The organism is Ensifer sp. Root31 (assembly GCF_001424825.1).
GTDB classification, from domain to species: Bacteria; Pseudomonadota; Alphaproteobacteria; order Rhizobiales; family Rhizobiaceae; genus Ensifer; species Ensifer canadensis.
The window spans coordinates 1-24,434 of sequence record NZ_LMCO01000045.1; the positions used below are offsets into that span (position 1 = coordinate 1).

The following is a 24,434-nucleotide window of genomic DNA, read 5'->3' on the forward strand; positions in this document are numbered from 1 at the left end:
CCCGCCGAAACTCGCGTCCCGACCAATCAGCATCCGCCAATCAAGGAAACCTTAAAACGAAGGACATCGTCGCCAGCAGCGCCGCCGCCCTCGTTCAGTGATCGGGCTTATAGACCCCACACATCGAACACGTCAACACTCAATCGCAAAAAATCGACAAGATCGAACAACACATTGAAAATACAAACGAATTGGAAGCGAGAGTTATCAACAGCCCGCTCCGCATCACCAGACCAGCAAAACCAAAACCAGAATCATTGGCCAATCGGTCAAAAAGCGTTGCCAAGAGCCAGGGAACCGCGGAAGGGATCTGGCCGGCAGCCGATTATGGCCGCAGCGCCAGACCACCTGGCACCACCGCCAACACTCGCTCGCGGCTGAAACACCCCCGGTTCTCCCGCACGATCTGCGTCAGAAACTCGCGCACCGCCCTCACCCGCGGCACGGCAATCAAGTCGCGGTGGCAGATCATCCAATAGGTCCGCTTCAACTCGATCTCGTCGGGCAGCACGATCTCAATGTCCTTTTCGTCGCGCGCCATAAAATGCGGCAGCACACAGAGGCCAAGCCCTTGGCGTACGGCCTTCAGCTGCGTGAGGATGCTGGAACTCTGAAAATGCGCCCTGAGGCCCGGCTGGATCTCGCCGAGATAATCGAGCCCGGGCGCGAAGATCATGTCTTCGATGTAACCCACGAAACGATGGGCAGCGAGATCGTTGCGGCTCCTGATCGGCGGATGACTGGCGAGATAGCTGCGGGAACCATAGACATGCAGCGTATAGGGTGTCAGCACCTCTGAATGGTAAGGGCCGGCCTTTGGCGCCGTCAGCGCCACCGACAGATCCGCCTCCTTGCGCGACAGCGACATGATCTGCTGGATCGCCACCAGCTCCAGCGAAATGTTGGGGTAGGTCGCGGCGAAGCTCGAAAGCCTGTCCGACAGGAAGAAGTTACCGAAACCTTCGAGTGTGCTCAGCCTGACGACGCCGCGCTGCGCCGTCAGGCCGTCGCTGATATCGAGCTGCAGCTGCTCGGTCTCGCGCTCGATGCGCTCGGCGGTCTCGACGAACCGCTGGCCGATCGCCGTCAGCACGTAGCCGCGCGGATTGCGCTCGAACAGCTTGACCTTGAGCGCAAATTCCAGCCGGTCGATCCGACGGGAAACCGTCGCGTGGCTGGTGCGCAACCGCCTTGCCGCGGTCGACAATTGCCCGGTGCGGGCGACCGCCAGAAAGAACTGCAGGTCGTCCCAGGTGAAGTTCGGATTCATCTCGCTGCCCCCATCTGTTCGAAAATGAACAGACCCTGTTTGCAATTTACGGGCAGCAGCGCTTGCGTCCAAGCGAATTTTTCCGGATTGTATCGTCGGAGCCGACATCTGAGGAGCATGTCTGGCCAAATTTGAACAGAACGGGACCGATGGTCCGGCAACGCCATGCGCTTGCCGGAGCCGAGCGGGATTTCGCATGGTTTGTGCCGGACTGATGACCCTTGGAGGAGGACACGATGACGAAGAAACTGCTTACCGCATTTGCCATGATGCTTGCCAGCAGCACCGCGGCGCTCGCCGATGCATCCGACGGCAAGGTCAAGATCGGCATCTTGAACGACCAGTCCGGCGTCTATGCCGATTTCGGCGGCAAATCCTCCTACGAGGCAGCGCTGATGGCGGTCGAGGATTTCGGCGGCAAGGTTCTGGGTGTGCCGGTGGAAGTGATTACCGCCGACCACCAGAACAAGGCCGACATCGCCTCCAACATCGCCCGGCAATGGTACGACACCGAGCAGGTCGACAGCATCATGGAGCTGACGAGTTCTTCGGTCGGCCTCGCCGTCCAGGCACTGTCGAAGGAAAAGAAGAAGATCACCATCAATACCGGCGCTGCCACCACAGAGCTTACCGGCAAGCAATGCTCGCCCTATGGTTTCCACTGGGCCTATGACACCCATGCGCTTGCGGTCGGCACCGGTGGCGCGCTGGTCAAGCAGGGCGGCGACAGCTGGTTCTTCCTGACCGCCGACTACGCCTTCGGTTACTCGCTCGAGGAAAACACCGGCAACTACGTCAAGGAAAACGGCGGCACCGTCGTCGGCTCGGTTCGCCATCCGCTGGCGACCACCGACTTCTCATCCTTCCTGTTGCAGGCGCAGTCTTCCGGCGCCAAGGTCATCGGCCTCGCCAATGCCGGCCTCGATACCTCCAACGCCATCAAGCAGGCCGCCGAATTCGGCATCGTCCAGGGCGGCCAGCGCCTGGCGGCCTTGCTCTTCACGCTCGCGGAAGTCCATGGCCTCGGCCTTGAAGCGGCACAGGGGTTGACGCTGACCGAAGGCTTCTACTGGAACCGCAACGAGGAAACGGCAAAATTCGGCAAGCGCTTCATGGAGCGCACCGGCAAGATGCCGAACATGGTCCATGCCGGCACCTATTCCGCCGTGCTTTCCTATCTGAAGGCGATCGAAAAGGCCGGCAGCGATGACGGCGATGCCGTTTCGAAGGAACTGCGTGCGCTGCCCGTCAACGACGTCTTTGCCGAAAACGGCAAGGTCGCCGAGAACGGCCGCATGATCCACGACATGTATCTCTTGGAAGTGAAAAAGCCGGACGAAAGCAAGGAGCCCTGGGACTATTTCAAAGTGCTCGCCACCATCCCCGGTTCCGACGCCTTCATCGATCCGGCCAAGAGCGGCTGCGACCTCGTGAAGTCGTGAGCGGTCGGATCGCGATGACCGCTGTCTTGCCAGAACAGAATGGAGCGCCGCGGGTGGTTTTGTCCGCCCGCGGTCTCCGTCGCGATTTCGGCGGTTTCACCGCCGTCAACAACGTCAACCTCGACGTCCACGATGCACGGGTCCACGCACTGATCGGTCCGAACGGCGCCGGCAAGACGACCGTCTTCAACCTTCTGACCAAGTTCCTGCAGCCGACCGACGGCACGATCACGCTGCTCGGCGAAGACATCACCCGCATGGCGCCGGACAAGGTGGCGCGCATGGGGCTGGTGCGCTCGTTCCAGATCTCGGCGGTGTTTCCGCATATGAGCGTGCTCGAAAATGTGCGGGTGGCGCTGCAGCGGCCGAACGGACTTGCCACCCAGTTCTGGAAGCCGATGTCGGCGCTCGACGGGCTGACGGCAAAGGCCGATCAGCTCATCCGCTCCGTTGGTCTCGATAAGGAAAGAAACGCGGTTGCCGCCGATCTTTCCTATGGCCGCAAGCGGGTGCTGGAGATCGCCACCACGCTGGCGCTCGACCCGAAGGTTCTCTTGCTCGACGAGCCGATGGCCGGCATGGGCCACGAGGATGTCGGCATGGTGGCCGAGATCATCCGCGAGGTGGCGCGCGAACGCGCCGTGCTGATGGTCGAGCACAATCTTTCCGTCGTCTCGACCCTTTGCCACCACGTCACCGTGCTGCAGCGGGGAGAAATCCTCGCCGAGGGCGACTATGCAGAAGTGTCGGCCGACCCGCGGGTGCGCACCGCCTACATGGGCACCGAGGAGGCTTGAGATGAAACCGCTGCTGAAAGTCTCCGGCCTCAACGCCTGGTACGGCGAAAGCCACATCCTGCACGGCGTCGACATGACGGTCGGCGAAGGCGAGATGGTCACCCTGCTCGGGCGCAACGGCGTCGGCAAGACCACCACCCTGCGCTCGATCATGGGAATCGTGCGCAATCGCAAGGGCGCGATCGATTTTTCTGGCGAGGACCTGATCAAGGTTCCGCTGCACCGGGTCGCCCATCGCGGCCTCGGCTTCATCCCCGAGGAGCGCGGCATCTTCTCGACGCTCTCGGTCTATGAAAACCTGCTGCTGCCGCCGGCCGTGGCCAAGGGCGGCATGACGGTCGACGAAATCTTCGAGCTTTTTCCCAATCTGCACGAGCGCCGCAACAGCCCGGGCACCAAGCTTTCCGGCGGCGAACAGCAGATGCTGGCGATTGCCCGGATCTTGAGAACCGGCGTGCGCATGATGCTGCTCGACGAACCGACCGAGGGACTCGCCCCGGTCATCGTCCAGCGCATCGGCGACGTGCTCAAGACATTGAAGGAGCGCGGCATGACCGTTCTTCTGGTCGAACAGAACTTCCGCTTCGCCAGCAAGGTTGCCGACCGTTTCTACCTGATGGATCATGGCCGCATGGTCGGCGAGTTTCCGGTCTCGGAGCTCTCCGATCGCATGGGCATGCTGCATGACGTGCTGGGGGTCTGAGCCATGACCATGATCTTTGGAATTCCACTGCAAGCCTTCCTCGGCCAACTGCTGATCGGCCTGATCAACGGCTCGTTCTATGCACTCCTGAGCCTCGGCCTTGCGATCATCTTCGGCCTCTTGCGCGTCATCAACTTCGCTCACGGCGCGCAATACATGCTCGGCGCCTTCTTCGCCTGGATGCTGCTTTCCTATTTCGGCATCGGCTACTGGCCGGCGCTGATCGTGGCACCGCTTGCCGTCGGGCTTGTCGGCGCCGTCATCGAGCGCACGATGCTGAGAAGGCTCTACACGCTCGATCCGCTTTATGGCCTGCTCTTCACCTTCGGCCTGGCGCTGACGATCGAAGGCACCTTTCGCTATCTCTATGGCGCTTCGGGCCAGCCCTATGCCACGCCGGCAGCCCTTGCCGGCGGCACCAATCTCGGCTTCATGTTCCTGCCCGTCTATCGCGGCTGGGTGATCGCCTTCTCGCTCGTCGTCTGCATCGGCACCTGGCTGGTGATCGAAAAGACCAAGCTCGGCTCCTATCTGCGGGCGGCGACAGAAAACCCTATTCTCGTCCAGTCCTTCGGCATCAACGTGCCGTTCCTGTTGACGCTCACCTACGCGCTGGGGGCTGCACTTGCCGCCCTTGCCGGGGTGCTTGCGGCGCCGATCTACCAGGTCTCGCCGTTGATGGGATCGAACATCATTATCGTCGTCTTCGCCGTGGTGGTGGTCGGCGGTATGGGCTCGATCATGGGAGCAATCATCACCGGCTATCTGCTTGGCGTTGCCGAGGGGTTGACCAAGGTGTTCTACCCCGAAGCCTCCAACATCGTGATCTTCGTGATCATGGCCATCGTTCTCCTGATACGGCCGGCAGGCCTCTTCGGCCGGGATGTTTGATATGACACTGACACTCGATATCGATAAGCCCAGGGAAAAGAAGCCGGTCGTCGCACAAACGATCTTCCTGGCGGCGGGTCTTGCGCTGCTGGTGCTCGCCCCTCTGTTCTTCTATCCCGTATTCCTGATGAAGCTGCTGTGCTTCGCGCTCTTTGCCTGCGCCTTCAACCTGCTGCTCGGTTACACCGGCCTCTTGTCCTTCGGACACGCGGCCTTCTTCGGCGGCGCCGCCTATTTCACCGCCCATGCGGTGAAGGAATGGGGGCTGCCGCCGGAACTCGGCATTCTCGTCGGTGTCGCAGGAGCCGCGTTTCTTGGCGCGATCATCGGTTTCCTCGCTATCCGCAGGCAGGGCATCTACTTCGCCATGATCACGCTGGCGCTGGCGCAGATGTTCTATTTCTTCTGCCTGCAGGCCGAGTTTACCAAGGGCGAGGACGGCATCCAGTCCGTGCCGCGCGGCCATCTCTTCGGCTTCATCGATCTCAGCCAGTCGGCGAACATGTATTACTTCGTGCTCGGAGTCTTCATCATCGGCGTGGCGATCATCTGGCGGATCATTCACTCGCCCTTCGGCATGATCCTGAAATCGATCAGGGAGAACGAGACGCGCGCCGTGTCGCTCGGCTACTCCGTGCGCAACTACAAGCTTGCGGCCTTCGTCATGTCGGCGGCACTCACCGGCCTTGCCGGCGGCGTGAAGGCGCTGGTCTTCCAGTTCGCGACGCTGACCGACGTCAGCTGGCAGATGTCCGGTGAGGTCATCCTCATGACGCTGCTCGGCGGTATCGGCACGCTGATCGGACCGCTGTTCGGCGCCGGCCTGGTCGTGACCTTGCAGAACTATCTCGCGACCTCCGAATTCCCGGTCACCATCATTACCGGCCTGGTCTTCATGGTCTGCGTGCTGCTCTTCCGGCGCGGTATCGTCGGCGAGTTCTATAATTCGAGGCTCGGCCGCAAGCTCGGCTTTGAACATCGACACTGAGCATTTCCAGGAAAAGTGCGAAGCGGTTTTCCGTCAGGAAATGCGTAAAAACAGAGAGCTAGAGCGTTTCCGCGACGCCGTTTAACCGGAAACGCTCTCTAGACAGGTCGGAGACATTGGCTCACGGCCGGACCGGGCATCGACAAGAGAGTGATGAGCCCATGGACACGTTCGACTATATCGTCGTCGGAGCGGGTAGCGCCGGTTGCGTTCTGGCCAACCGCCTTTCCGAAAACCCGGATCGCCGCGTCCTGCTGCTCGAGGCCGGCGGCAGCGACAACTATCACTGGATCCACATTCCGGTCGGCTATCTCTATTGCATCAACAACCCCCGCACCGACTGGTGTTTCACCACAGCTGCAGAGGAAGGGTTGAACGGTCGTGCTCTCGGCTACCCGCGTGGCAAGGTGCTCGGCGGCTGCTCGTCGATCAACGGCATGATCTACATGCGTGGCCAGGCGCGCGACTACGATCACTGGCGCCAGCTCCGGTGCACCGGTTGGGGCTGGGATGACGTCCTTCCGCACTTCCGCAAATCGGAAGACCACTATCGCGGCGCCGACGAAATGCATGGCGCCGGCGGCGAGTGGCGGGTAGAGAAGGCGCGCGTTCGCTGGGCCGTGCTTGACGCTTTCCAGAAGGCAGCGACCGAGGCCGGCATCCCGGAAACGCCCGATTTCAACCGCGGCAATAATGAAGGCTCCGGCTATTTCGACGTCAACCAGCGTTCCGGCATCCGCTGGAACACGGCAAAGGCGTTTCTGCGGCCCGCACGCGGCCGGAGCAATCTCACCATTCTGACCAAGGCGCATGTCCGGCGGCTGGTGATCGAGGAAGGTCGCATCGCCGGCGTCGAATTCCAGCACGATGGTTTGGTCAAGCGTGTTCGTTGTCGCCGCGAAACCGTTCTTTCGGCGGGCGCCATCGGCTCGCCGCAGATCTTGGAGCTTTCCGGTGTTGGCCGGGGCAATGTCCTGAGGGATAATGGGATCGAGGTCCGGCACGAGTTGGCCGGCGTCGGCGAAAACCTGCAGGATCATCTGCAACTGCGCCTCGCCTACAAGGTGACCGGGGTGCCGACCCTGAACGAGAAGGCAAGCACGTTTCTCGGCAAGGCGGCGATCGGCCTCGAATATCTCGCCAGGCGCTCAGGCCCGATGGCCATGGCACCGAGCCAGCTCGGCATCTTCACCCGTTCCGGCCCCGAGAAGGAAACGCCGGACCTGCAATATCACGTCCAGCCGGTGACGCTCGAAAAGTTCGGCGAGCCGGTTCATCCCTTTCCGGCGATTACCGCCAGCGTCTGCAATCTTCGCCCCGAAAGCCGGGGGTCGGTGCATCTCAAAGGGCCCGATTTCGCCGCAGCACCCGACATTCGCCCGCGCTATCTGACGGCAGAGGCCGACCGCGATGTCGCGGTCCGTTCCATTCGCCTGACGCGTCGCATCGTCAGCCAGCCATCCTTCGCCCGTTTCAACCCGACCGAGTTCAAGCCGGGACCTTCCTATGAGAGCGACGAGGATCTGCGGCGTGCTGCCGGCGATATCGGCACGACGATCTTCCACCCGGTCGGCACCTGCCGGATGGGCGCGGATCCGGAAAGCGTCGTCGACCCGGAATTGCGGCTGCGTGGCCTGCAAGGCCTGCGGATTGCCGATGCCTCGATCATGCCGACAATCACCTCGGGCAACACCAATTCGCCGACGATCATGATCGCCGAAAAAGCGGCGACGATGATCCTGGAAGCCAACCGCTGAGGGCTTTTCCGGGCCGATTTCACCGTCGGGATTACGGTAAACCAGGCCAAAAGCGACTCGAAAACCTTAAATTCCGGGACCGGAACCTCTATATGAGCCCGTGAAGGCCTCATGGGCCCAAGCACAATACAAGGGGTTTGAATGGCAATGCAGCGTTTTGGACGAGCTCTGGCGATGATGGCGATCGGTCTCACTGTCGCGCTCACGGTTGTGGATGTCGCCGAGGCCCGGCGCTCGGGCGGCGGCTTCGGCAGCCGTGGCACGCGCACCTTTTCGCAGCCGCCAGCCACCCGCACCGCGCCGACAAACGCGGCACCGATCGACCGCACGATGACGCCGCGCCAGGACGCCGGCCCAACGACGACCAATCCCGGGGCAGCTCAGACGCGCCCCGCCGGCGCCAACACGCCCAACGCACGGCCCGGCTTCTTCAGCGGCTTCGGTGGTTCGCTCCTCGGTGGCCTCATGGTCGGCGGCCTGATCGGCATGCTGATGGGCGGCGGCTTCGGCGGTGCTGCCGGCTTCCTCGGCCTGATCGTGCAGATGCTGTTGATCGGTGGCGTGATCATGCTCGCTATGCGCTTCTTCGGCCGCAACCGCCAGCCGGCCTATGCCGGTCCGTCCGAGCGTTCGTCGGCCCACTCGCCTTCGACTGGCGTACCGTCGTTCAAGATCCCGAGCATCGGCGGTGGCCAGGCAGGCGGCCAATCGAATGCACGCCCGACCGTCGTACCGACACCAGCCCCCGTCACCGACGGCCCGGCCGATGAAATCGGTGTCGGCCAGTCCGATCTCGAACAGTTCGAGAAGATGCTGAAGGACGTTCAATCAGCCTATGCGGCAGAGGACTACGGCACCCTGCGTCGTTTGACGACGCCGGAAGCCATGTCCTACCTGGCCGAAGAACTCAGCGACAACGCCACCAGCGGCGTCAAGAACGACGTCACCGAAGTCCATCTCGTCCAGGGCGATGTCGCCGAGGCCTGGTCGGAAAACGGCACCGACTTCGCGACCGTCGCCATGCGCTACGAGAGCATCGACGTCATGCGCGACCGTACGACCGGCAAGGTGATCAGCGGCGATCCGGACAACCTGACCGAAGCCGTCGAGCTTTGGACCTTCGTACGCAAGCCCGAAGGCGAATGGCAGGTGTCGGCGATCCAGGGCGTCGGGCACGCCTGATAGCGCCAACAATCCAAAACCTTTGAGACCCGGCCGGCCCATCCGACCGGGTCTTTTTTTGCGCTTGCGACACCGCCCGACTCTAGCGCGCGACGGGGTGAAGCGCAGGCCCACCTGGTTCGTGCAAGGACGCAGACGAGTGATAACTCCGCATCAGCCCGCAACCGGCTCCTCATCGCCGAGAAGGCGCTCGATCAGCGTCCGCAACCAGCGATGCCCCAGATCGCCGTCGCGACGACGATGCCAGATCTGCTCGAAGTCGAACAGCGGAATGGCAAAGGGCGGCTCGAAGACGACCAGCCCGTGACCGTCCCCCTGTGGAAGGATGCGGCGCGCCACGGTCAGGACAAGATCCGTGCCGCGCACCAAGCCCGGTGCGACGCTCCAATGCGGAACCGCAAGACAGATGCGGCGCGTCTTGCCGGTCGCCGCGAGCGCAAGATCGATCTCGTTGCCGGCGTCGCCACGCAATGACACCAGCACATGCGGTCGGGCGAGATAGTCACCAAGATCGATGGCCAGCGATCCGCCAAGCTGTGACGCGTCGGCAAGGCAGGCAAAGCTTTCCCGAAAGAGCAACGATGATCGGATGCCTCCGCCGTGCGTCGGGAACACGCCCAGCGCCAGATCGATCTCGCCGTCCACCACCTGCGACGCCATGACCTCGCGGCTCGCCTGGCTGACGATCAGATCGATATATGGTGCCTCGGCCCGCAGGGTCGCCATCAGCTTCGGCAGCAGAACGGCAGCCCCGTAATCCGACATTGCCAATCGGAACACATGCCGCTCCGTTGCGGGATCAAAACCTGCGGGCGCAAGCAACGACCGCACGCGACCCATGGCCTCCACGAGCCGTGGCGCGAGCTCAAGCGCCCGTATGGTCGGCTCCAGCCGCCCGCCGTGGCGCACCAGCAGGGGATCATCGAAGAGTTCGCGCAAGCGCGCCAGCGCATGGCTGACCGCAGGCTGGCTCTTGTTCAGACGGACTGCCGCACGCGAGACATGGCGCTCAGTCAGCAACGCATCGAGCACGACCAGCAGGTTCAGATCGATTCCAGTCAGATTATTCATTCAACGAATATAGATCGTGCGAACTGCGAATTTCCATTCTTCATTTGGATGATGAACCATCGGGCGGTCAAACAGATCGGAATATTGTCATGCCAAATGCCGGATCACTCCTCCTCATCCTCGCCGCTGTCTTCGCCGGAGCCGTCGTGCCGTTCCAGCCCGGCGCCAACGCCATGCTTGGCCGGTTAATCGGTCATCCCCTCTGGGCGACGGTCGTTTCGCTCGGCGCCAGCCTCGCCCTCATCATTCCCATCATGATCGCCGTTCGCGTACCGATGCCAACGCTCGGTGAGACACTGAAGGGTCCCTGGTGGATCTGGATCGGCGGCCGTCATCTACATCACTGCCGCACTGCTGCTCGCCCCAAAACTCGGCGCCGCCAGTTTCATTGTCGCGGTGATCGCCGGACAGATGGCGGTCTCTGTCGTCATCGATCATTTCGGCCTGATGGGCTTTCCGGAAAAGCCGGTCAGCCTCGCCCGCCTCGTCGGCGTTGCGCTGATCATCGGCGGTATGGTCATCACGCAAATTGCAAGCACCATGCCCGCGCTGGCAAGCCAGGCCCGGTGAGCATGCACGCCTCCAACCACAATTCTTGTCGCTGACCCCGCAAGCATGTTAACACACGGTCATGTCGACCGAACCACACCTGATGGCGTGACGAGCCCCGCAAGGCGGGGCTTGCAGCAGCGAGCCCAAAGTCGCCCGTGTCTCACGGGCTGGTCTTCGTTGATTCGATTGATCTCCTTCTCCTAGATCGACGGCACGGCCCAACGACAGGTCGCCACGATGATCGGGAGCGCGAGGCAATCGACTGCCATTCGGGCTCGTTATGACATCGCCATCCCCCTGGAAATCGGCCGACTTCCGGCGCGTCGGGTTCGCTCTCGCCTTTTATTCCTTCTGCTCGTGGATGCTGGTCGCAGCACTGCCACTTCTCGTCGCCCAACGGTTCGGCACCGGCACAGGCCTTGTCGGCAGCCTTGCGCTGCGGCTCGCACCGCGCATCCTGTTTGCCCCGGCTGCCGCCAGCCTGATCCGCCGCGCGGGCTCTCGGCTGCCCGTTGGTGCGGGGCTGATCGTCACTGCATTGTGCCTCTTCGCCCTTGCCGGCGTCGAACACGCAGGCACGCTTCAGATGGTGGTTCTGACAATCGGCCTTGCAGACACGATTGTCGTTCCAGGCCTGCTGGCGTCGCGCGCCGCCGCCGTGCCTTCCGGCCGCAATATGGAAGCCAACACGACGTTTCAGACGATCGATCGTCTCGCCAAAATCTTTGGCCCGCCGACGGCAGGTCTCATGCTGACGGTTATATCCCCTGCCCTCACCTTCCTTGCGCTTGCAGCCGGCCACCTCGTGGCCGCGTTCGCCCTTTGCCGGGGCGTTGCAACACCGGAGCAGATGCGGGTCAAACGGGAGCCAGCCGCTCGATCCGGTCTTTTCCGAGAGGCCGCGGCGACCATGCGCGAGAACCCGGTTCTTTGGGTACTCGTCCTGCCTGCTCTCGGCTACATGATTTCTCTCGGCGCGCTGCAGCCCTTCCTGTTCTGGCTCAATCACGACCAGTTCGGGCTTGGCGCCGCCACGTGGACCGTGCTGCTTGCAGCGCAAGGGACGGGTGCCGTCATCGGCGCGCTGGTCTCAAACCGCCTGGCGCGAACGCTGATCGATACACACTCGCTGCTGATGGCCTATCTCGTCGCAAGCCTTCTCGAAGGCGTGACGACGCTTGCGCTGGTCTTCGCCCCGACCCATGCGTTGGCGACGGTGGTGCTGATCATCGGCGGCATACCGGAGATGGTGGCTTTTGCCGCCTATTTCACGCTGCTCCAGCAGCGGCTGAACCTTGAGCGCCAGGCCGTCTTCTATGCGCTGAGCCTGCCGTTGATGGATCTGTTCATGGTGGCGGGCGTCCTCGCCGGCACCTTGCACAGCGGCGGCTGGATGACGCTTCGGCAGTTCTGGTTCGTCGCCAGTGCCGGCGCTATCCTTCCCGTTCTTCCGTTTCTTGCCTTCAGACCTTGCCGAAGATCGTAAGGGCCTGAACCGAAAGCGACATGGCCCAGAAAAAGTATGGCCGGCGGCTGGCGCGATCGCCACCGTGCGGGTCATACTCTCCCGGGCTGAAATGAGGGCACGGGCATGCGAGACAAACTATTCATTGACGGAAAATGGGAGAAACCCCGCCGCGGCGGTATGCTCGACGTGATCGATCCGGCAACGGAGGAGGTCATCCACCGCGTGCCGGCCGCCACCTACGACGATATCGACCGCGCCGTCAAAGCTGCCCGCATCGCCTTCGACAGCGGCCCATGGCCGAAGCTTACCGGCACGGAGCGGGCCGTCTATCTCCGCGCGATTGCCGAGAAGATCGAGGAAAGACGCCATGCGCTGGCGCATCTCGAAGTCACCGATAACGGCAAGCCGCTGCCGGAAGCACTGTGGGATATCGACGATGCCGCCGGGTGCTTCCGCTACTATGCCGGGCTTGCCGAGGAACTCGACGCCAACCCGGAGGAAACGATCGCCGTCGGCGACACCAGGTTCAGAGCCCGTGCCATCCGCGAACCCCTCGGCATCGTCGGCGCGATCACGCCCTGGAACTATCCGTTGCTGATGGTTTCCTGGAAGGTGGCGCCGGCGCTTGCCGCCGGCTGCACCATGGTGCTGAAACCGTCCGAGCTGACGCCGCTGACGGCTCTGGAACTGGGCGCAATCGCCGAGGAGGTCGAGCTTCCGCCCGGCGTGCTCAACATCGTCACCGGCACCGGCCAGGATGCCGGCCAGCCGCTGACCGAGCACCCGCTGGTCGACAAACTCGCCTTTACCGGCTCGGTACCGACAGGGCGAAAGGTGATGATGGCCGGCGCCCAGGACATCAAGAACATCAGCCTCGAGCTTGGCGGCAAGTCGCCCTTCGTGGTCTTTGCCGACAGCGATATCGAAAAGGCCGTCGAATGGATCATGTTCGGCATCTTTTGGAACCAGGGGCAGGTCTGCTCGGCAACCTCGCGCGTGCTCATCGAGGAACCGATCTACGATACCGTCGTCAAAAGGCTCTGCGAAGAGGCGGGCAAGATCACCATCGGCAACGGCCTCGACGAGGGCACATTGCTCGGGCCAATCGTTTCCAAGGGACAATATGACAAGATCCTGACCGCGATCGACCGCGCCCGCCAGGACGGCGCCACCATCGCGGCGGGCGGCGGCAGGCCCGCCGGTTTCAACAGCGGTTACTTCATCGAGCCGACCGTTTTGACCGACATGAGCGAAGACAGCTATGTCTGGCGCGAGGAGATCTTCGGGCCTGTCGTCTGCGTCAAGCCGTTCGCGGACGAGGCCGATGCGGTGCGCATGGCCAACGACAGCCGCTTCGGCCTTGCCGCGGCGGTCATGTCCGAGGACAAGGAGCGCTGCGAACGCGTCGCCCGGGCGCTACGCGCTGGCATCATCTGGATCAACTGCTCGCAACCGACCTTCCCCGAGGCGCCCTGGGGCGGCTACAAGCAATCGGGTATCGGTCGCGAACTCGGTCGCTGGGGCCTTTCCAACTATCTGGAGACCAAGCAGATCACCAGCTTCGATACCGACGAGCCGTGGGGCTGGTACATCAAGGCGTAGAGCGCCCCGCAGCACGGCGTCGGCCGCCAAGGACAGCGTCAAATTCCCTTCATGCGGCTATGGAATAAGCCAGATGACGGCAGCATCATGCCGCGGGGCTGCCGCATTGCGCGATTTGCGCGCTGGAGGGATGCGATGAACAGATCAACTGGCGACTTCGAAGGACAGGATTGGCTCGAGGCGGAACTCGCCGATACGCTCGATGAAGACTATGAACTCGAGCTTTCCGAGCCGGCGCTTTCGGAAGAGATCCGCAAGATCTACCGCAAGAGCCACCCGCCGTCGCTGCCACGCATCGACTATTTCCGCGCTCTGATCGCGCTGCAGTCCGAGCTGATCAAGCTGCAGGACTGGGTCGTGCACCACAAGGAAAAGGTCGTGGTGATCTTCGAGGGGCGCGATTCCGCCGGCAAGGGCGGCGTGATCAAGCGCATCACCCAGCGGCTCAATCCGCGTGTCGTCAGGGTCGCGGCCTTGCCCGCCCCATCGGACCGCGAAAAGACCCAGTGGTATTTCCAGCGCTACGTGCCGCATCTACCGGCCGGCGGCGAGATCGTGCTGTTCGACCGCTCCTGGTACAATCGCTCCGGCGTCGAGCGCGTCATGGGCTTTGCCAGCGAAGACCAGGTCGAGCAGTTCTTCAACGACGTGCCGGAGTTCGAGCGCATGCTGGTGCGCTCCGGCATCCGGCTGGTCAAATACTGGTTCTCGATCACCGACGAGGAGCAGCAGATGCGCTTCCTGGTGCGCATCCACGACCCGCTGAAGCAGTGGAAGCTGTCACCGATGGATCTGCAATCGCGCGTGCGCTGGGAGGCCTATACCAAGGCCAAGGAAGAGACCTTCGCCAGAACGAACATCCCCGAGGCGCCGTGGCACATCGTCGAAGGCAACGACAAGAAGCGGGCGCGGCTGAACTGTATGGACCACCTGCTGCAGCAGATCCCCTATGAGGATGTGCCGCACGAGGAGATCACCCTGCCGGAGCGGGTGTTCAACCCGGACTACGAACGCAAGGTGCTGCCGCCTGAACTCTACGTGCCGTCAAAATACTAAGGCGACGTCAACGCGAAATGGCGCAGGCCTGGCTTTCCGGGCCTGCGCACTTGCAAACACCCCGTGGAAATCGGACAGTCCGTGAAACGACAGTTTCATGGAATTGGCAATGAGTCCCAAAGAGCGATCCTTCCTCACTCGCGTTCGTCAGGTCCTGCCGGAACTCCATCCGGCAGAGCGACGCCTTGGAGACTTTCTCTGCGACTTTCCCGGCGAGGTCGCCAGCTATTCCGCCCAGGAGCTGGCGGCACTGGCGCATGTGTCGAAGGCCACCGTATCGCGTTTCATCCAGCGGCTCGGCTATGAAAACTACGAAGAGGCGCGCCGCCATGCGCGCGCCGACAAGCAGACGGGATCACGGCTCTTCCTGGCGACAAGCGCCGATACGGCCGGCGAGCAATCCGTTACCGCCCATGTGGCCCAAGGGGTCGCCAATATCGAGGCGACCTTCCTTGCGATATCGGAAACACAGATCAACGCTGCGTCGGCAGCGCTGTTGAAGGCACGCAAGGTCTGGGTCATCGGCTTTCGTGCCAGCCACTCCTTCGCCACCTATCTGCAATGGCAGCTGACGCAGGTGATCGAGAACATCTCGGCCATTCCCGGAGGCGGCCAGACGCTGGGCGAACATCTCGTCAGCTTCACGCCCGACGACGTCGTCATCGTCTTCGGCCTGCGCCGCCGCATCGCCCTGATGGATGCGCTCATCAACCAGGTGGAAAAATCCGGTGCCCGCCTGCTTTATATCACCGACGAGGGCGTGCCCTTCCTCAGCCAGGCCGAGTGGCATTTCCGCTGCCAGACGCTGGCACCCGGGCCGCTCTTCAACCACGTCTCGGTCATGGCGCTCTGCCATCTGCTGACGACGCGTTGCATCGAAACGGCAGGCATCAGCGGCCGCAACCGTCTGCGCGGCATCGAAGCGTTAAACGACGCGCTCGAAGAGCTGTGATCGTTGTTTGGGCATCTGCCTGAAACAGCAGTGCATTATTCGATCACAAGAAACCACAGTTTCAAGTCGTAGATACCGACCAACGGCGCTCCATATCTTTGATTGAAAAGGAGAAACTGTAGTTTCTAACCTTTTGGCATGAAACCTGCATTCCTCAATGGCGTTGTTTCGAAGGTGAATTGTGCTGTCCGGCAAGAGCGCCCGTCAGGCGCGAAACGTCCGGCTCATCCGTTTCGGAGCAAGATTCTTGTATGAAACTGTGATTTCTTGATATAGCATCATGAAACTAAGTTTTCACGCCAGTTAAGCCATAAAGGGGAACAAACCATGGCAGCGGAAAATATGGTGCCGTCCGGCAAGTCTTCGCCGGTCATTCGACAATTGGAATCAGCCTTCACCAAGATCGGCGTCACCGGCGCCCACAAACAGATCATCGCCCTGGTTCTGATCGGCTGCCTGTTCGACAGTTTCGAGCAGAACACCATCGGCGTCGCCGGCCCGATCCTCAAGGAACATTGGGGCCTGACCGGCACGGATATCGGCTTCCTCAACACCATCACCTTCGGCAGCGCCGCTCTCGGCCGGTTGCTGTCGGGCATTCTCGGCGATCGCTACGGCCGCCGCGTGATGCTGACGATCAACCTTCTGCTCTTCACCATCGGCTCGGCCGCCTGCGCACTCGCGCCGAATTTCGCAGCGCTGTGCTTTGCCCGCGCCATTGTCGGCTTCGGCGTCGGCGGCGAAATCTCGACCGCGGTGACGATGCTGTCGGAATTCTGCTCGCCGAAATTCCGCGGGACGGCGGCCGGCCTCGTCAATGTTGGCGCCGGCGGCTTCGGCAACTTCCTTGCCCCCGCCTTCGGCCTGTTGATCTTCACGCTCTTTCCCGGTGAAAACAGCTGGCGCTGGCTTTTCGCCTCGCTGGCATTGCCCGCGCTGCTCGTGGTCTTCTATCGCCGGTTTGTGCCGGAGACACCGCGCTTCCTTGCTTCGCAGGGAAAGATCGACGAGGCCAACAAGGTGCTGTCGATTCTGGCCTCCGGATCACTGCGGCCCCGCAATCTGAAGGTTCAGGAATACCTGACCAAGGATCATCTCCAGGACGAAGCACCTGCCAAGAGCGACTGGAAGGAGCTTTTCCGGGCACCGTTCATCGGCAGAACCATTCCCGTCGCAATCGCCATCCTGATGAGCTACGGCGCCCAGCTATCGGTGCTCACATTGATGCCGATCATCTTCGTGTCGATGGGCTACACCCTGCAGGGCAGCCTGCTCTACAGCATGATCATCCAGAGCGGCAGCGTGCTCGGCGCCATCGCCGCCTCGATGTTCGGCTATTATTTCCCGCGCAAGAAAGTGCTGACGTTCGGTGCGGTCTTCGCGTGCCTGGCGGCCATTTCGATCGCCTATCTCGGAACCAACATCTACCTCGTCCTGATGTTTGGAGCGATCTTCCAGTTCTTCGTGCTTTTGCTCAACACCTCGATCTGGATCTACGCGCCGGAGCTCTTCCCGACACGCATTCGCGCCTTCGGCGTAGCACTTATCCTGGCGACAGGGTCGGCCGCGGGCTCCTTCGTGCCAACGATCTCCGGCATGCTGTTCGACACCTATGGCATGGTCGGGGTGTTCGGGCTGGCAGCCGGCATGTACGCAGTCTTCGCATTCTGCATCCAGCTCGGTCCCGAGACCTATGGCATGTCGATGGAAGATCTGGACCAGCCGGCGGACGCCGACCTCGCCAAGGCTGAGCCCAAACAGGTCAATGTCGGCATGGAAGTCAGAACGTGACCGCACATATCCTGTTGATCAACCCGAACAGCTCGCAGGCAACAAGCAGCATGATGCTCGCCATCGCTGAGCGGGCTGTAACCGGACGCACGGCCGTGGCAGTCGCCACGGCCGTGCGGAACCCGCAGATGATCGTCACGCCGCAGCAGCTGACCGCTGCGGCCGGCGAGGTCATCGAGATCGGCGCGGCCCATGGCGCCGGTTGCCTCGGCATCATCGTCAGTGCCTTCGGCGATCCCGGCCTTGCTACCCTCAGGGACCGTGTCGACATCCCCGTCGTCGGCATCTGCGAGGCATCGATGATCGAAGCCGCGCTGAGCGGCCGCAAGTTCGGCGTCGCAACCACGACGCCGGACCTGATCGAGGCCATCGACGACCGCGCCCGCGACCTCGGCCTTGCCGGCCAATATACCGGCATCCGCTGTACGCCCGGCGATCCGCTCGCGCTTGCCGGCGACGAAAAGCTGCTGCGGGAAGCACTCGACGAGGCGGTGCGGCAATGCATCGAGCTTGATGGCGCCGAGGCCGTCATCATCGGCGGCGGCCCGCTCGGCCAGGCGGCCGAACAGTTGCAGCCGCATTTCACCACGCCGATCATCGCCCCCATCCCTTGTGCGGTGGAGCGCGTGCTCGATCTGATGCGGGTCAACGCCTGACCCGCATCAGATCGATATATCGACCGTCAGAACTGGAAAACCGCTTCGCGCTTTTCCTGGTAGTGCTCTAAGCAAACGCCTCGCCCCCCGCTCCTTGCCGGGCGATTGACCTTGTTGACGGCAAGGACTCTGTGATATTTTCGAACATTCTTACATGCAAAACCGAAGCTGGGGCGGAGGTGGCGCTATGAACTATGTTTGTGCTTCGGTCGCCGGGCTAGCGTTTTTCACCTCGGCGGCTTTTGCGGGTCCCTTGCATGACGCGGCAAGAGACGGCGACGTCAAGCGCGTCACGCTGTTGCTGGATCAGGGTACCGACATCACCGAGCCGGATACGGCCGGCGAGCCGGCATTGCTGGTCGCGTCCCTTGCCGGACGGCCGGATGTCGTCGCCCTGCTGCTCGATCGCGGCTGCGACATCGAGATCCGCAACAAGGGCGGGCTGACCGCCCTGCACGCCGCGGCCTATGGCGGCAATCTCGACACCGTCAAGCTGCTGCTCGCCAAGGGCGCCGACGTCAACGACACCAAGAACTTCTACAAGATGTCGCCGCTTCATGCCGCAGCCGAGGAGGGTCACGCCGATGTCGTGGCTGTGCTGCTTACCCAAAAGGCCGAGGTCGAGGCGAAGGAACGCAACGGCTACACGCCACTGACACAGGCCGGCTGGCGCTCGCACTGGGACGCCGCCGAGCTTCTGCTGAAAGCGGGCGCCACCTGCCAGAAGGCCGACCTCGTCGGCGACTGGCTTTATACCGAATGCACGAAGCGGAAGTGACGCCAGAGCGTGCGCCAGCCGCATCCGGAATCGGAGAAGAGGAATGTTTTACAATCGATACGCATGCGCCGTCGGCCTCGCTGCGACGGCGTTTCTGGCACTGTCCGGGCCGATAATGGCGGAAGACCTCGTCAACACCGGCTACTTCGGCGATGTCGCCATCAAGGGCTACGACCCGGTCGCCTATTTCACCGAGAGCAAGGCGCTCGAAGGCTCGCCGCAATTTTCCTACCGCTGGCTCGGAGCGAACTGGCAGTTTGCCAGCGCCGAGAACCGTGAGCTTTTCATCCGCGAACCCACCCGCTACGCCCCGCAATATGGCGGCTACTGCGCCGACGGTGTGTCGTTTGGCACGGTGACCACCAATATCGATCCGAAGGCCTGGCGCATCATCGAGGGCAAGCTGTTCCTGAGCTACGATCCGGGTGCGGCAGAAGGCTTCGAGAAGAACCCGAACAAGCTGGTCGATTCGAAGAAGCACTGGTCTGAAGTGGAGAACACGCTCATTTCGGAAAAGCTCGGCACGACCTGGCAGGCGGCGCGCTGACCGGATAGCGATCACTGCTCGATCGAGAAGAATTTTAGCGCCTGCGGCGTCACGTGGATGAAGTCTGCGCCGCGCTCGCCCTTGGCCGTGTTGCGATAGACATAGCCGCAGACCATGCGGTCGAGGAAATATCCGTCGAATTTCTCGCAGAGCTGGTTGCCCTTCACCTCGGCGCGCCCGGTGATGTTTGTGTTGGCGCTGCGATAGGCGGTGTTGCCGGCCTTATCGAAGAATTGCACGAAGCTCGTGCCATTCTTGTGCTGCCCGGCCCAGGTCTTGTCTTGGGTCAGCGTGCCAAGTTCCGCCGGCCCGAGCCTGTCCGCCGCCGCCCCGACGAAGCCGAAGGGCCACTCCGGAATGCCGGCAGTGCGCAGTCCGTAGAGGTGGCGATTGAGGTCCTCTTCGCGCCAGTAATCATAGAGGTAGCTGTAATAGGTGAGGTTGGTGTCGGGAAAGAGCTGAAGCAGCTTTGCGCCCTCTGCCACCGCGCGCGCCCGATCGCCGCGCTGGGCATAGGCCGAGGCCAGATACTCCCGTGCAGCCTCCGCATTCGGTAGGGCCTCGCCGGCTGCTTCGATCAGCGGGATCGCCCGGTCGGTGTCGCGTGCGGTGTAGTAGACGATGCCCGCCAGCAGCCGGAAACTCGGAGACGGTGACGGATCGAGCCTCAATGCCCGTTCCAGATCGGCGATTGCCTGTTCGTGTTCGCCGGTTTGCGCCAGGATCAGCGCCAGGTTGGCAAAGGCCTCTGGATCGCTCGGCTGCGCCGTGACCGCCCTGGCGGCAGATTCCCGCGCCTCCGTTTCGCGACCGTCGACGAGCTGCAGCAATGCCAGCACTGTGTGCGCGCGCGCATTGTTGGCGTCGAGCTTCAGGGCCTGGCCGGCAGCGTCATAAGCGATCTTGCGGGCAACGGCCGCCGACCAGAGATAATTGTAGTCATTGCGCCAGACGTCGACGGCGACCCGCGCGATCCCCGCATGGGCATCGGCGAAAAGCGGATCGAGATCGATCGCCTTCTGATAGAAGGCCAGCGTCTGGCGATAGGTATCGACATCGCTATAGATGAGCCCCTGCTGCTCGGCCCGCATGTAGTAGTCGTAGGCTTCGAGATTGTCGGTCGGGATGCGCGCCAGCTGGTCGCGTTCGCCTTCGCTGAGTTTGACCTCCAGCGCCGCGATGATCTTGCCGATGACGTCGTCCTGGACCGCGAAGAGATCGGCATATTGCCGGTCATAGCGCTCCGCCCAGAGCGATAGACCGCTCATCGCATCGATCAGCTTGACGTTGATGCGCAGCCGCTGGTCGGCCCGTTGCAACGTGCCCTCCAGAATGTAGTGAACGCCAAGCTCCGCTGCCACGTCCTGGATCTTCGAAGCGTTGTCCTTCATCGCGAACACCGAATGGCGAGCGATTACGAACAGGCCGGACACCTTCGAAAGCTCGGTGATCAGGTCGTCGGTCAACCCTTCGGCCAGATGGTCATGATCCCGGTCGCCGCTGACATTGATGAACGGCAGGACTGCGACGGATGGCTGGTCCGGCAGGGGATAGGCAAAGCGCTCGGTCGGCGTCTCCGGCAGGATGAGCGTCCACGGCTGCCACCAGGCGGCGACAAATGCGAGGAGCAACATGAGGGCGCCGGCAATGAGCATGCTCCTTCGCGCAAAATGCTGCTGCGTATCCTTGACGATGGTCTTGCCAGCGTCATCAGGGTCGAGAAGCACGTGATAGACGCGGATCGGTTCGGCCATCCCCCGGACCGTCTGCTCGCCGAGCGAGGCGTAGCCGACACTAAGCTTCAATCGAACCTGGTCGTAGGCCGTACCCGATATCGCGATGCCACCGGGCTCGGCCAGCCCCTGCACCCGATCGGCGGTGTTGACGCCATCGCCGTGAATGTCGTCGCCTTCAACGATGATGTCGCCGAGATTGATGCCGATGCGGAAATCGAGCCGCCGGTCAGTTGTGACCTTGTCGGCCTGTTCGGCCTTGCGCTGTTGGATCTCCACCGCGCAGCGGAGTGCATCGACGACGCTGCGGAATTCCACCAGCAGCCCGTCACCCATGGTCTTGACCAGCCGGCCGTGATGTTCGGCAAACTGCGGCTCCAGAATGTCATGCAGGTCGCTCTGGAAATTGGCGCGCGTTCCCTCCTCGTCGAGCCGGCTCAGGCGACTGTATCCGGCGACGTCGGCGATCAGGACGGCTGCGAGGCGGCGCTCCATCGACGGTCTCTTCACGTGCGATGTATTCCAGCGACGATGTTACCGCAGGTCGTCAGGCGCCGCCATCGCGTCGGCAGCGAACGGCACCAGCACCGTAGTAACTGTTACGTACTTGCGGTTTTCCGCCCATCGCGCACCATCGAAGCATTGCTGGCCCCGCACGGCTTTGCGCATGCCGTCGGATTGTCCTTCGGTTATCTGCTTTGCGCGCTCATCCGGAGGATTTTGCCATGATTAAACGACGGACCATTCTGATGTACGGCGCGCTTGCTACCGCGCTTCCCCATGTGACAGCCTTGCCGTCCTTCGCCGCAGATGCGGCCCTCACGCCTGATGACGCGCGGGCGATCGCCAAGGAGGCAACGATCTACGGATTTCCGCTGGTCGACAATTACCGCGTGCAACATTCCTATTTCGTCGACGCCGGCGGGCCGGAGTTCAAGGCGCCGTGGAACACGCTGTTCAACAATGCCCGGGTCTATACGCCGGACGACAAGGCGATCCAGACGCCGAATTCAGACACGCCCTACTCCTATGTCGGCGCGGATCTCAGGGCCGAACCGTTGGTGTTCACCGTGCCGGCAATCGAGAAGGAACGGTACTACTCGCTTCAGTTCATCGAACAGTACACCTTCAACTTCGCCTATGTCGGCAGCCGCGCGACAGGCAACGATGCCGGCAGCTACCTGCTTGCCGGGCCGAACTGGAAGGGCGAAACCCCTCCCGGCATCAAGGACGTCATCCGCTCGGAAACGGAGTTTGCCTTCGTGCTCTACCGCACGCAGCTCTTCAATCCTGGCGATATCGAGAACGTCAAGAAGATCCAGGCCGGCTACAAGGTCGAGCCCTTGTCGGCATTTCTCGGAAAGCCGGCGCCTGCGCCCGCCCCCGCCGTCGACTTCTTCACGCCGCTCAGTGCGGAGGAGGAAAAGACGTCGCCCGAGGTCTTCAGCGAACTCAACTTCATTCTGCAGTTCTGCCCGACCGATCCTTCGGAAAAGGAGCTGATGGCACGCTTTTCCGAGCTCAACATCGGTGCTGGCAAGACATTCGACTTCACGGCCTTCCCGCCGGATATCCAGAAGGCGATCACCGACGGCATGGCCGACGGCTGGGCGGCCTTTAAGGAACACAAGGAAACCATGATCGATACCGGCAAGCTCTCGAGCGCCGACTGCTTCGGAACCCGAGCCTTCCTGAAGAACGACTACATGCAGCGCATGTCCGGTGCTGTGCTCGGCATCTACGGCAACTCCAAGGAAGAGGCGATCTATCCTGCCTATTTCATCGACGATCAGAAGCAACCGCTCTCCGGCGCGAGCAAATATGCGTTGCGCTTCGAACACGGCCAACTGCCCCCCGTCAATGCCTTCTGGTCGCTGACGCTCTACGAACTGCCGGCAAGCCTGCTCTACGCCAATCCGCTCAACCGTTATCTCATCAATTCGCCGATGCTCCCGAGCCTGAAGCAGGATGCCGACGGCGGCCTGACGCTTCATGTCCAGAACGAGAGCCCAGGCGCAGATCGGGAGAGCAATTGGCTACCGGCTCCCAAGGGCCCGTTCTTCGTGGTGATGCGCCTCTACTGGCCAAAACCCGATGCCCTCGACGGCAAATGGAAAGCCCCGCCACTGAAATCTGCGACATGAGCAGAGAGGATGACCAGCATGAATACATTTCGAACCACTGTTGCTCTCGCGGCGACCCTTGCCTTGATCGGCATCCTGCCGGCCACCGCCGCAGATCCTGTAATCGTCGGAGTCGACAATTTCATCCGCGCCGAGAGCGACATGTATGCCGCGGCCATGGTCAAGGACGGGGCGCTGGGCAAGTTCCTGCACCGCCGCGAGCCCGCCTCGATCGACAACCAGACGGTCATACGCCTCAACCGCGACACGCTCTATTCCTCGGCGGTGTTCGACCTTGATGCCGGTCCTGTCACCATCACGCTGCCCGATGCAGGAAAGCGCTTCATGTCGATGCAGGTGATCAACGAGGATCACTACGTGCCCGAGGTCGTCTACGATGCCGGAGAGCACACGCTGACGAAGGAGGGTGTCGGCACGCGCTATGTCGTCGTGGCAATTCGCACGCTCGTCGACCCGGCCGACGCCAAGGATATCGAAGCGGTCCATGCCTTGCAGGACGCGATCAAGGCCAGTCAGGCGAAGAGCGGCAGCTTCGAGGTCCCCGCCTGGGATCCGGCGAGCCAGAAGACGGTGCGCGAGGCATTGCTCGTGCTCGGCGCGACGATGCCCGACTTCAAGAAAGCCTTCGGGACCAAGGAGCAAGTCGATCCCGTTCGCCATCTGATCGGCACGGCGTCGGGCTGGGGCGGGAATCCGGATAAGGATGCGGTTTATCTCAACATCACGCCGACCAAAAATGACGGCGCGACTGTGTACAAGCTCGATGTGAAAGACGTGCCCGTCGACGCATTCTGGTCGGTGAGCGTCTACAATGCTGCCGGGTATTTCGAGAAGAACAAGTATGATGCCTACACGGTCAACGATATCACCGCGAAGAAGGGCGATGATGGCACGGTGGCGATCCAGTTCGGCGGTTGCGACGGCAAGATCGCCAACTGCCTGCCGACAACCAAGGGCTGGAACTACGCGGTGCGTCTCTATCGGCCGCGGCAGGAAATACTGGATGGAAAGTGGCAGTTTCCTGAGCCGAGCGCGGTCAACTAGCCCGGCGTTG

General features: G+C 62.1%; 21 protein-coding genes and 1 pseudogene. 18 read left to right on the forward strand and 4 right to left on the reverse strand.

The window, feature by feature from the left end:
• Window positions 1-325: 325 nt before the first annotated feature.
• A complete protein-coding gene (locus tag ASD00_RS29115) occupies window positions 326-1,270 on the reverse strand; it encodes a LysR family transcriptional regulator (RefSeq protein ID WP_025424977.1) in 945 nt (314 codons plus the stop codon).
• 236 nt (window positions 1,271-1,506) lie between these two features.
• Between ASD00_RS29115 and ASD00_RS29120 the strand changes: the two genes are divergently transcribed.
• From ASD00_RS29120 to ASD00_RS29150, 7 genes are all read left to right on the forward strand, one after another.
• A complete protein-coding gene (locus ASD00_RS29120; protein WP_025424978.1) occupies window positions 1,507-2,712 on the forward strand; it encodes an ABC transporter substrate-binding protein in 1,206 nt (401 codons plus the stop codon).
• A 14-nt stretch (window positions 2,713-2,726) separates the two neighbouring features.
• Window positions 2,727-3,509, forward strand: a complete 783-nt coding sequence (locus ASD00_RS29125) for an ABC transporter ATP-binding protein (RefSeq protein WP_057210885.1) — start codon at window positions 2,727-2,729, stop codon at window positions 3,507-3,509.
• Window position 3,510: 1 nt separating this feature from the next.
• Window positions 3,511-4,212, forward strand: a complete 702-nt coding sequence (locus ASD00_RS29130; protein WP_025424980.1) for an ABC transporter ATP-binding protein — start codon at window positions 3,511-3,513, stop codon at window positions 4,210-4,212.
• A 3-nt stretch (window positions 4,213-4,215) separates the two neighbouring features.
• Entirely contained in the window at window positions 4,216-5,103 is an 888-nt protein-coding gene (locus ASD00_RS29135; protein ID WP_025424981.1) for a branched-chain amino acid ABC transporter permease, read from the forward strand.
• A complete protein-coding gene (locus ASD00_RS29140) occupies window positions 5,096-6,091 on the forward strand; it encodes a branched-chain amino acid ABC transporter permease (protein ID WP_025424982.1) in 996 nt (331 codons plus the stop codon). The genes ASD00_RS29135 and ASD00_RS29140 overlap by 8 nt, the downstream gene beginning before the upstream one ends.
• Window positions 6,092-6,252: 161 nt before the next feature.
• On the forward strand, window positions 6,253-7,848 hold the full coding sequence (locus ASD00_RS29145; protein WP_025424983.1) for a GMC family oxidoreductase N-terminal domain-containing protein: 1,596 nt from the start codon (window positions 6,253-6,255) through the stop codon (window positions 7,846-7,848).
• Between the two features lie 147 nt (window positions 7,849-7,995).
• The gene (locus tag ASD00_RS29150; RefSeq protein ID WP_156585886.1) at window positions 7,996-9,030 is read left to right on the forward strand and encodes a Tim44 domain-containing protein; all 1,035 of its coding nucleotides are present in this window, start codon (window positions 7,996-7,998) and stop codon (window positions 9,028-9,030) included.
• 153 nt (window positions 9,031-9,183) lie between these two features.
• On the opposite strand, the gene ASD00_RS29155 is transcribed toward ASD00_RS29150, so the two are convergent.
• A complete protein-coding gene (locus tag ASD00_RS29155) occupies window positions 9,184-10,101 on the reverse strand; it encodes a LysR family transcriptional regulator (RefSeq protein WP_025424985.1) in 918 nt (305 codons plus the stop codon).
• 89 nt (window positions 10,102-10,190) lie between these two features.
• On the opposite strand from ASD00_RS29155, the pseudogene ASD00_RS29160 reads away from it, so the two are divergent.
• The 9 genes and pseudogenes from ASD00_RS29160 to ASD00_RS29200 all read left to right on the forward strand — a co-directional run bounded on the left by ASD00_RS29160 (window position 10,191) and on the right by ASD00_RS29200 (window position 19,503).
• Window positions 10,191-10,671 (forward strand): annotated as a pseudogene (locus ASD00_RS29160) (DMT family transporter).
• Window positions 10,672-10,933: 262 nt separating this feature from the next.
• Complete coding sequence (locus ASD00_RS29165; protein WP_057210802.1) at window positions 10,934-12,139, forward strand: MFS transporter; 1,206 nt, start codon at window positions 10,934-10,936, stop codon at window positions 12,137-12,139.
• 105 nt (window positions 12,140-12,244) lie between these two features.
• A complete protein-coding gene (locus tag ASD00_RS29170; RefSeq protein WP_025424987.1) occupies window positions 12,245-13,723 on the forward strand; it encodes an aldehyde dehydrogenase family protein in 1,479 nt (492 codons plus the stop codon).
• A gap of 135 nt (window positions 13,724-13,858) precedes the next feature.
• Window positions 13,859-14,779: a polyphosphate kinase 2 gene (gene ppk2, locus ASD00_RS29175; RefSeq protein ID WP_025424988.1), complete on the forward strand. Its 921-nt coding sequence runs from the start codon at window positions 13,859-13,861 to the stop codon at window positions 14,777-14,779.
• 109 nt (window positions 14,780-14,888) lie between these two features.
• Window positions 14,889-15,731, forward strand: coding sequence for a MurR/RpiR family transcriptional regulator (locus ASD00_RS29180; RefSeq protein ID WP_025424989.1), 843 nt, complete (start codon window positions 14,889-14,891; stop codon window positions 15,729-15,731).
• Between the two features lie 327 nt (window positions 15,732-16,058).
• Window positions 16,059-17,522 (forward strand): MFS transporter, encoded by a 1,464-nt coding sequence (locus tag ASD00_RS29185; RefSeq protein WP_057210807.1) that lies wholly within the window; start codon window positions 16,059-16,061, stop codon window positions 17,520-17,522.
• Complete coding sequence (locus tag ASD00_RS29190) at window positions 17,519-18,178, forward strand: aspartate/glutamate racemase family protein (RefSeq protein ID WP_057210809.1); 660 nt, start codon at window positions 17,519-17,521, stop codon at window positions 18,176-18,178. Before ASD00_RS29185 ends, ASD00_RS29190 begins: the two co-directional genes overlap by 4 nt.
• A 187-nt stretch (window positions 18,179-18,365) precedes the next feature.
• Entirely contained in the window at window positions 18,366-18,956 is a 591-nt protein-coding gene (locus tag ASD00_RS29195; RefSeq protein ID WP_025424990.1) for an ankyrin repeat domain-containing protein, read from the forward strand.
• Between the two features lie 115 nt (window positions 18,957-19,071).
• Entirely contained in the window at window positions 19,072-19,503 is a 432-nt protein-coding gene (locus ASD00_RS29200; protein WP_107027573.1) for a YHS domain-containing (seleno)protein, read from the forward strand.
• Window positions 19,504-19,514: 11 nt separating this feature from the next.
• On the opposite strand, the gene ASD00_RS29205 is transcribed toward ASD00_RS29200, so the two are convergent.
• A complete protein-coding gene (locus tag ASD00_RS29205; RefSeq protein WP_057210811.1) occupies window positions 19,515-21,731 on the reverse strand; it encodes an adenylate/guanylate cyclase domain-containing protein in 2,217 nt (738 codons plus the stop codon).
• A gap of 39 nt (window positions 21,732-21,770) precedes the next feature.
• On the reverse strand, window positions 21,771-21,905 hold the full coding sequence (locus ASD00_RS42390) for a hypothetical protein (protein WP_255569867.1): 135 nt from the start codon (window positions 21,903-21,905) through the stop codon (window positions 21,771-21,773).
• Window positions 21,906-21,985: 80 nt separating this feature from the next.
• On the opposite strand from ASD00_RS42390, the gene ASD00_RS29210 reads away from it, so the two are divergent.
• Both ASD00_RS29210 and ASD00_RS29215 read left to right on the forward strand, forming a co-directional pair.
• Entirely contained in the window at window positions 21,986-23,380 is a 1,395-nt protein-coding gene (locus tag ASD00_RS29210; RefSeq protein ID WP_057210812.1) for a DUF1254 domain-containing protein, read from the forward strand.
• 18 nt (window positions 23,381-23,398) lie between these two features.
• Window positions 23,399-24,424 (forward strand): DUF1254 domain-containing protein, encoded by a 1,026-nt coding sequence (locus tag ASD00_RS29215; protein ID WP_025424994.1) that lies wholly within the window; start codon window positions 23,399-23,401, stop codon window positions 24,422-24,424.
• Window positions 24,425-24,434: the final 10 nt, after the last annotated feature.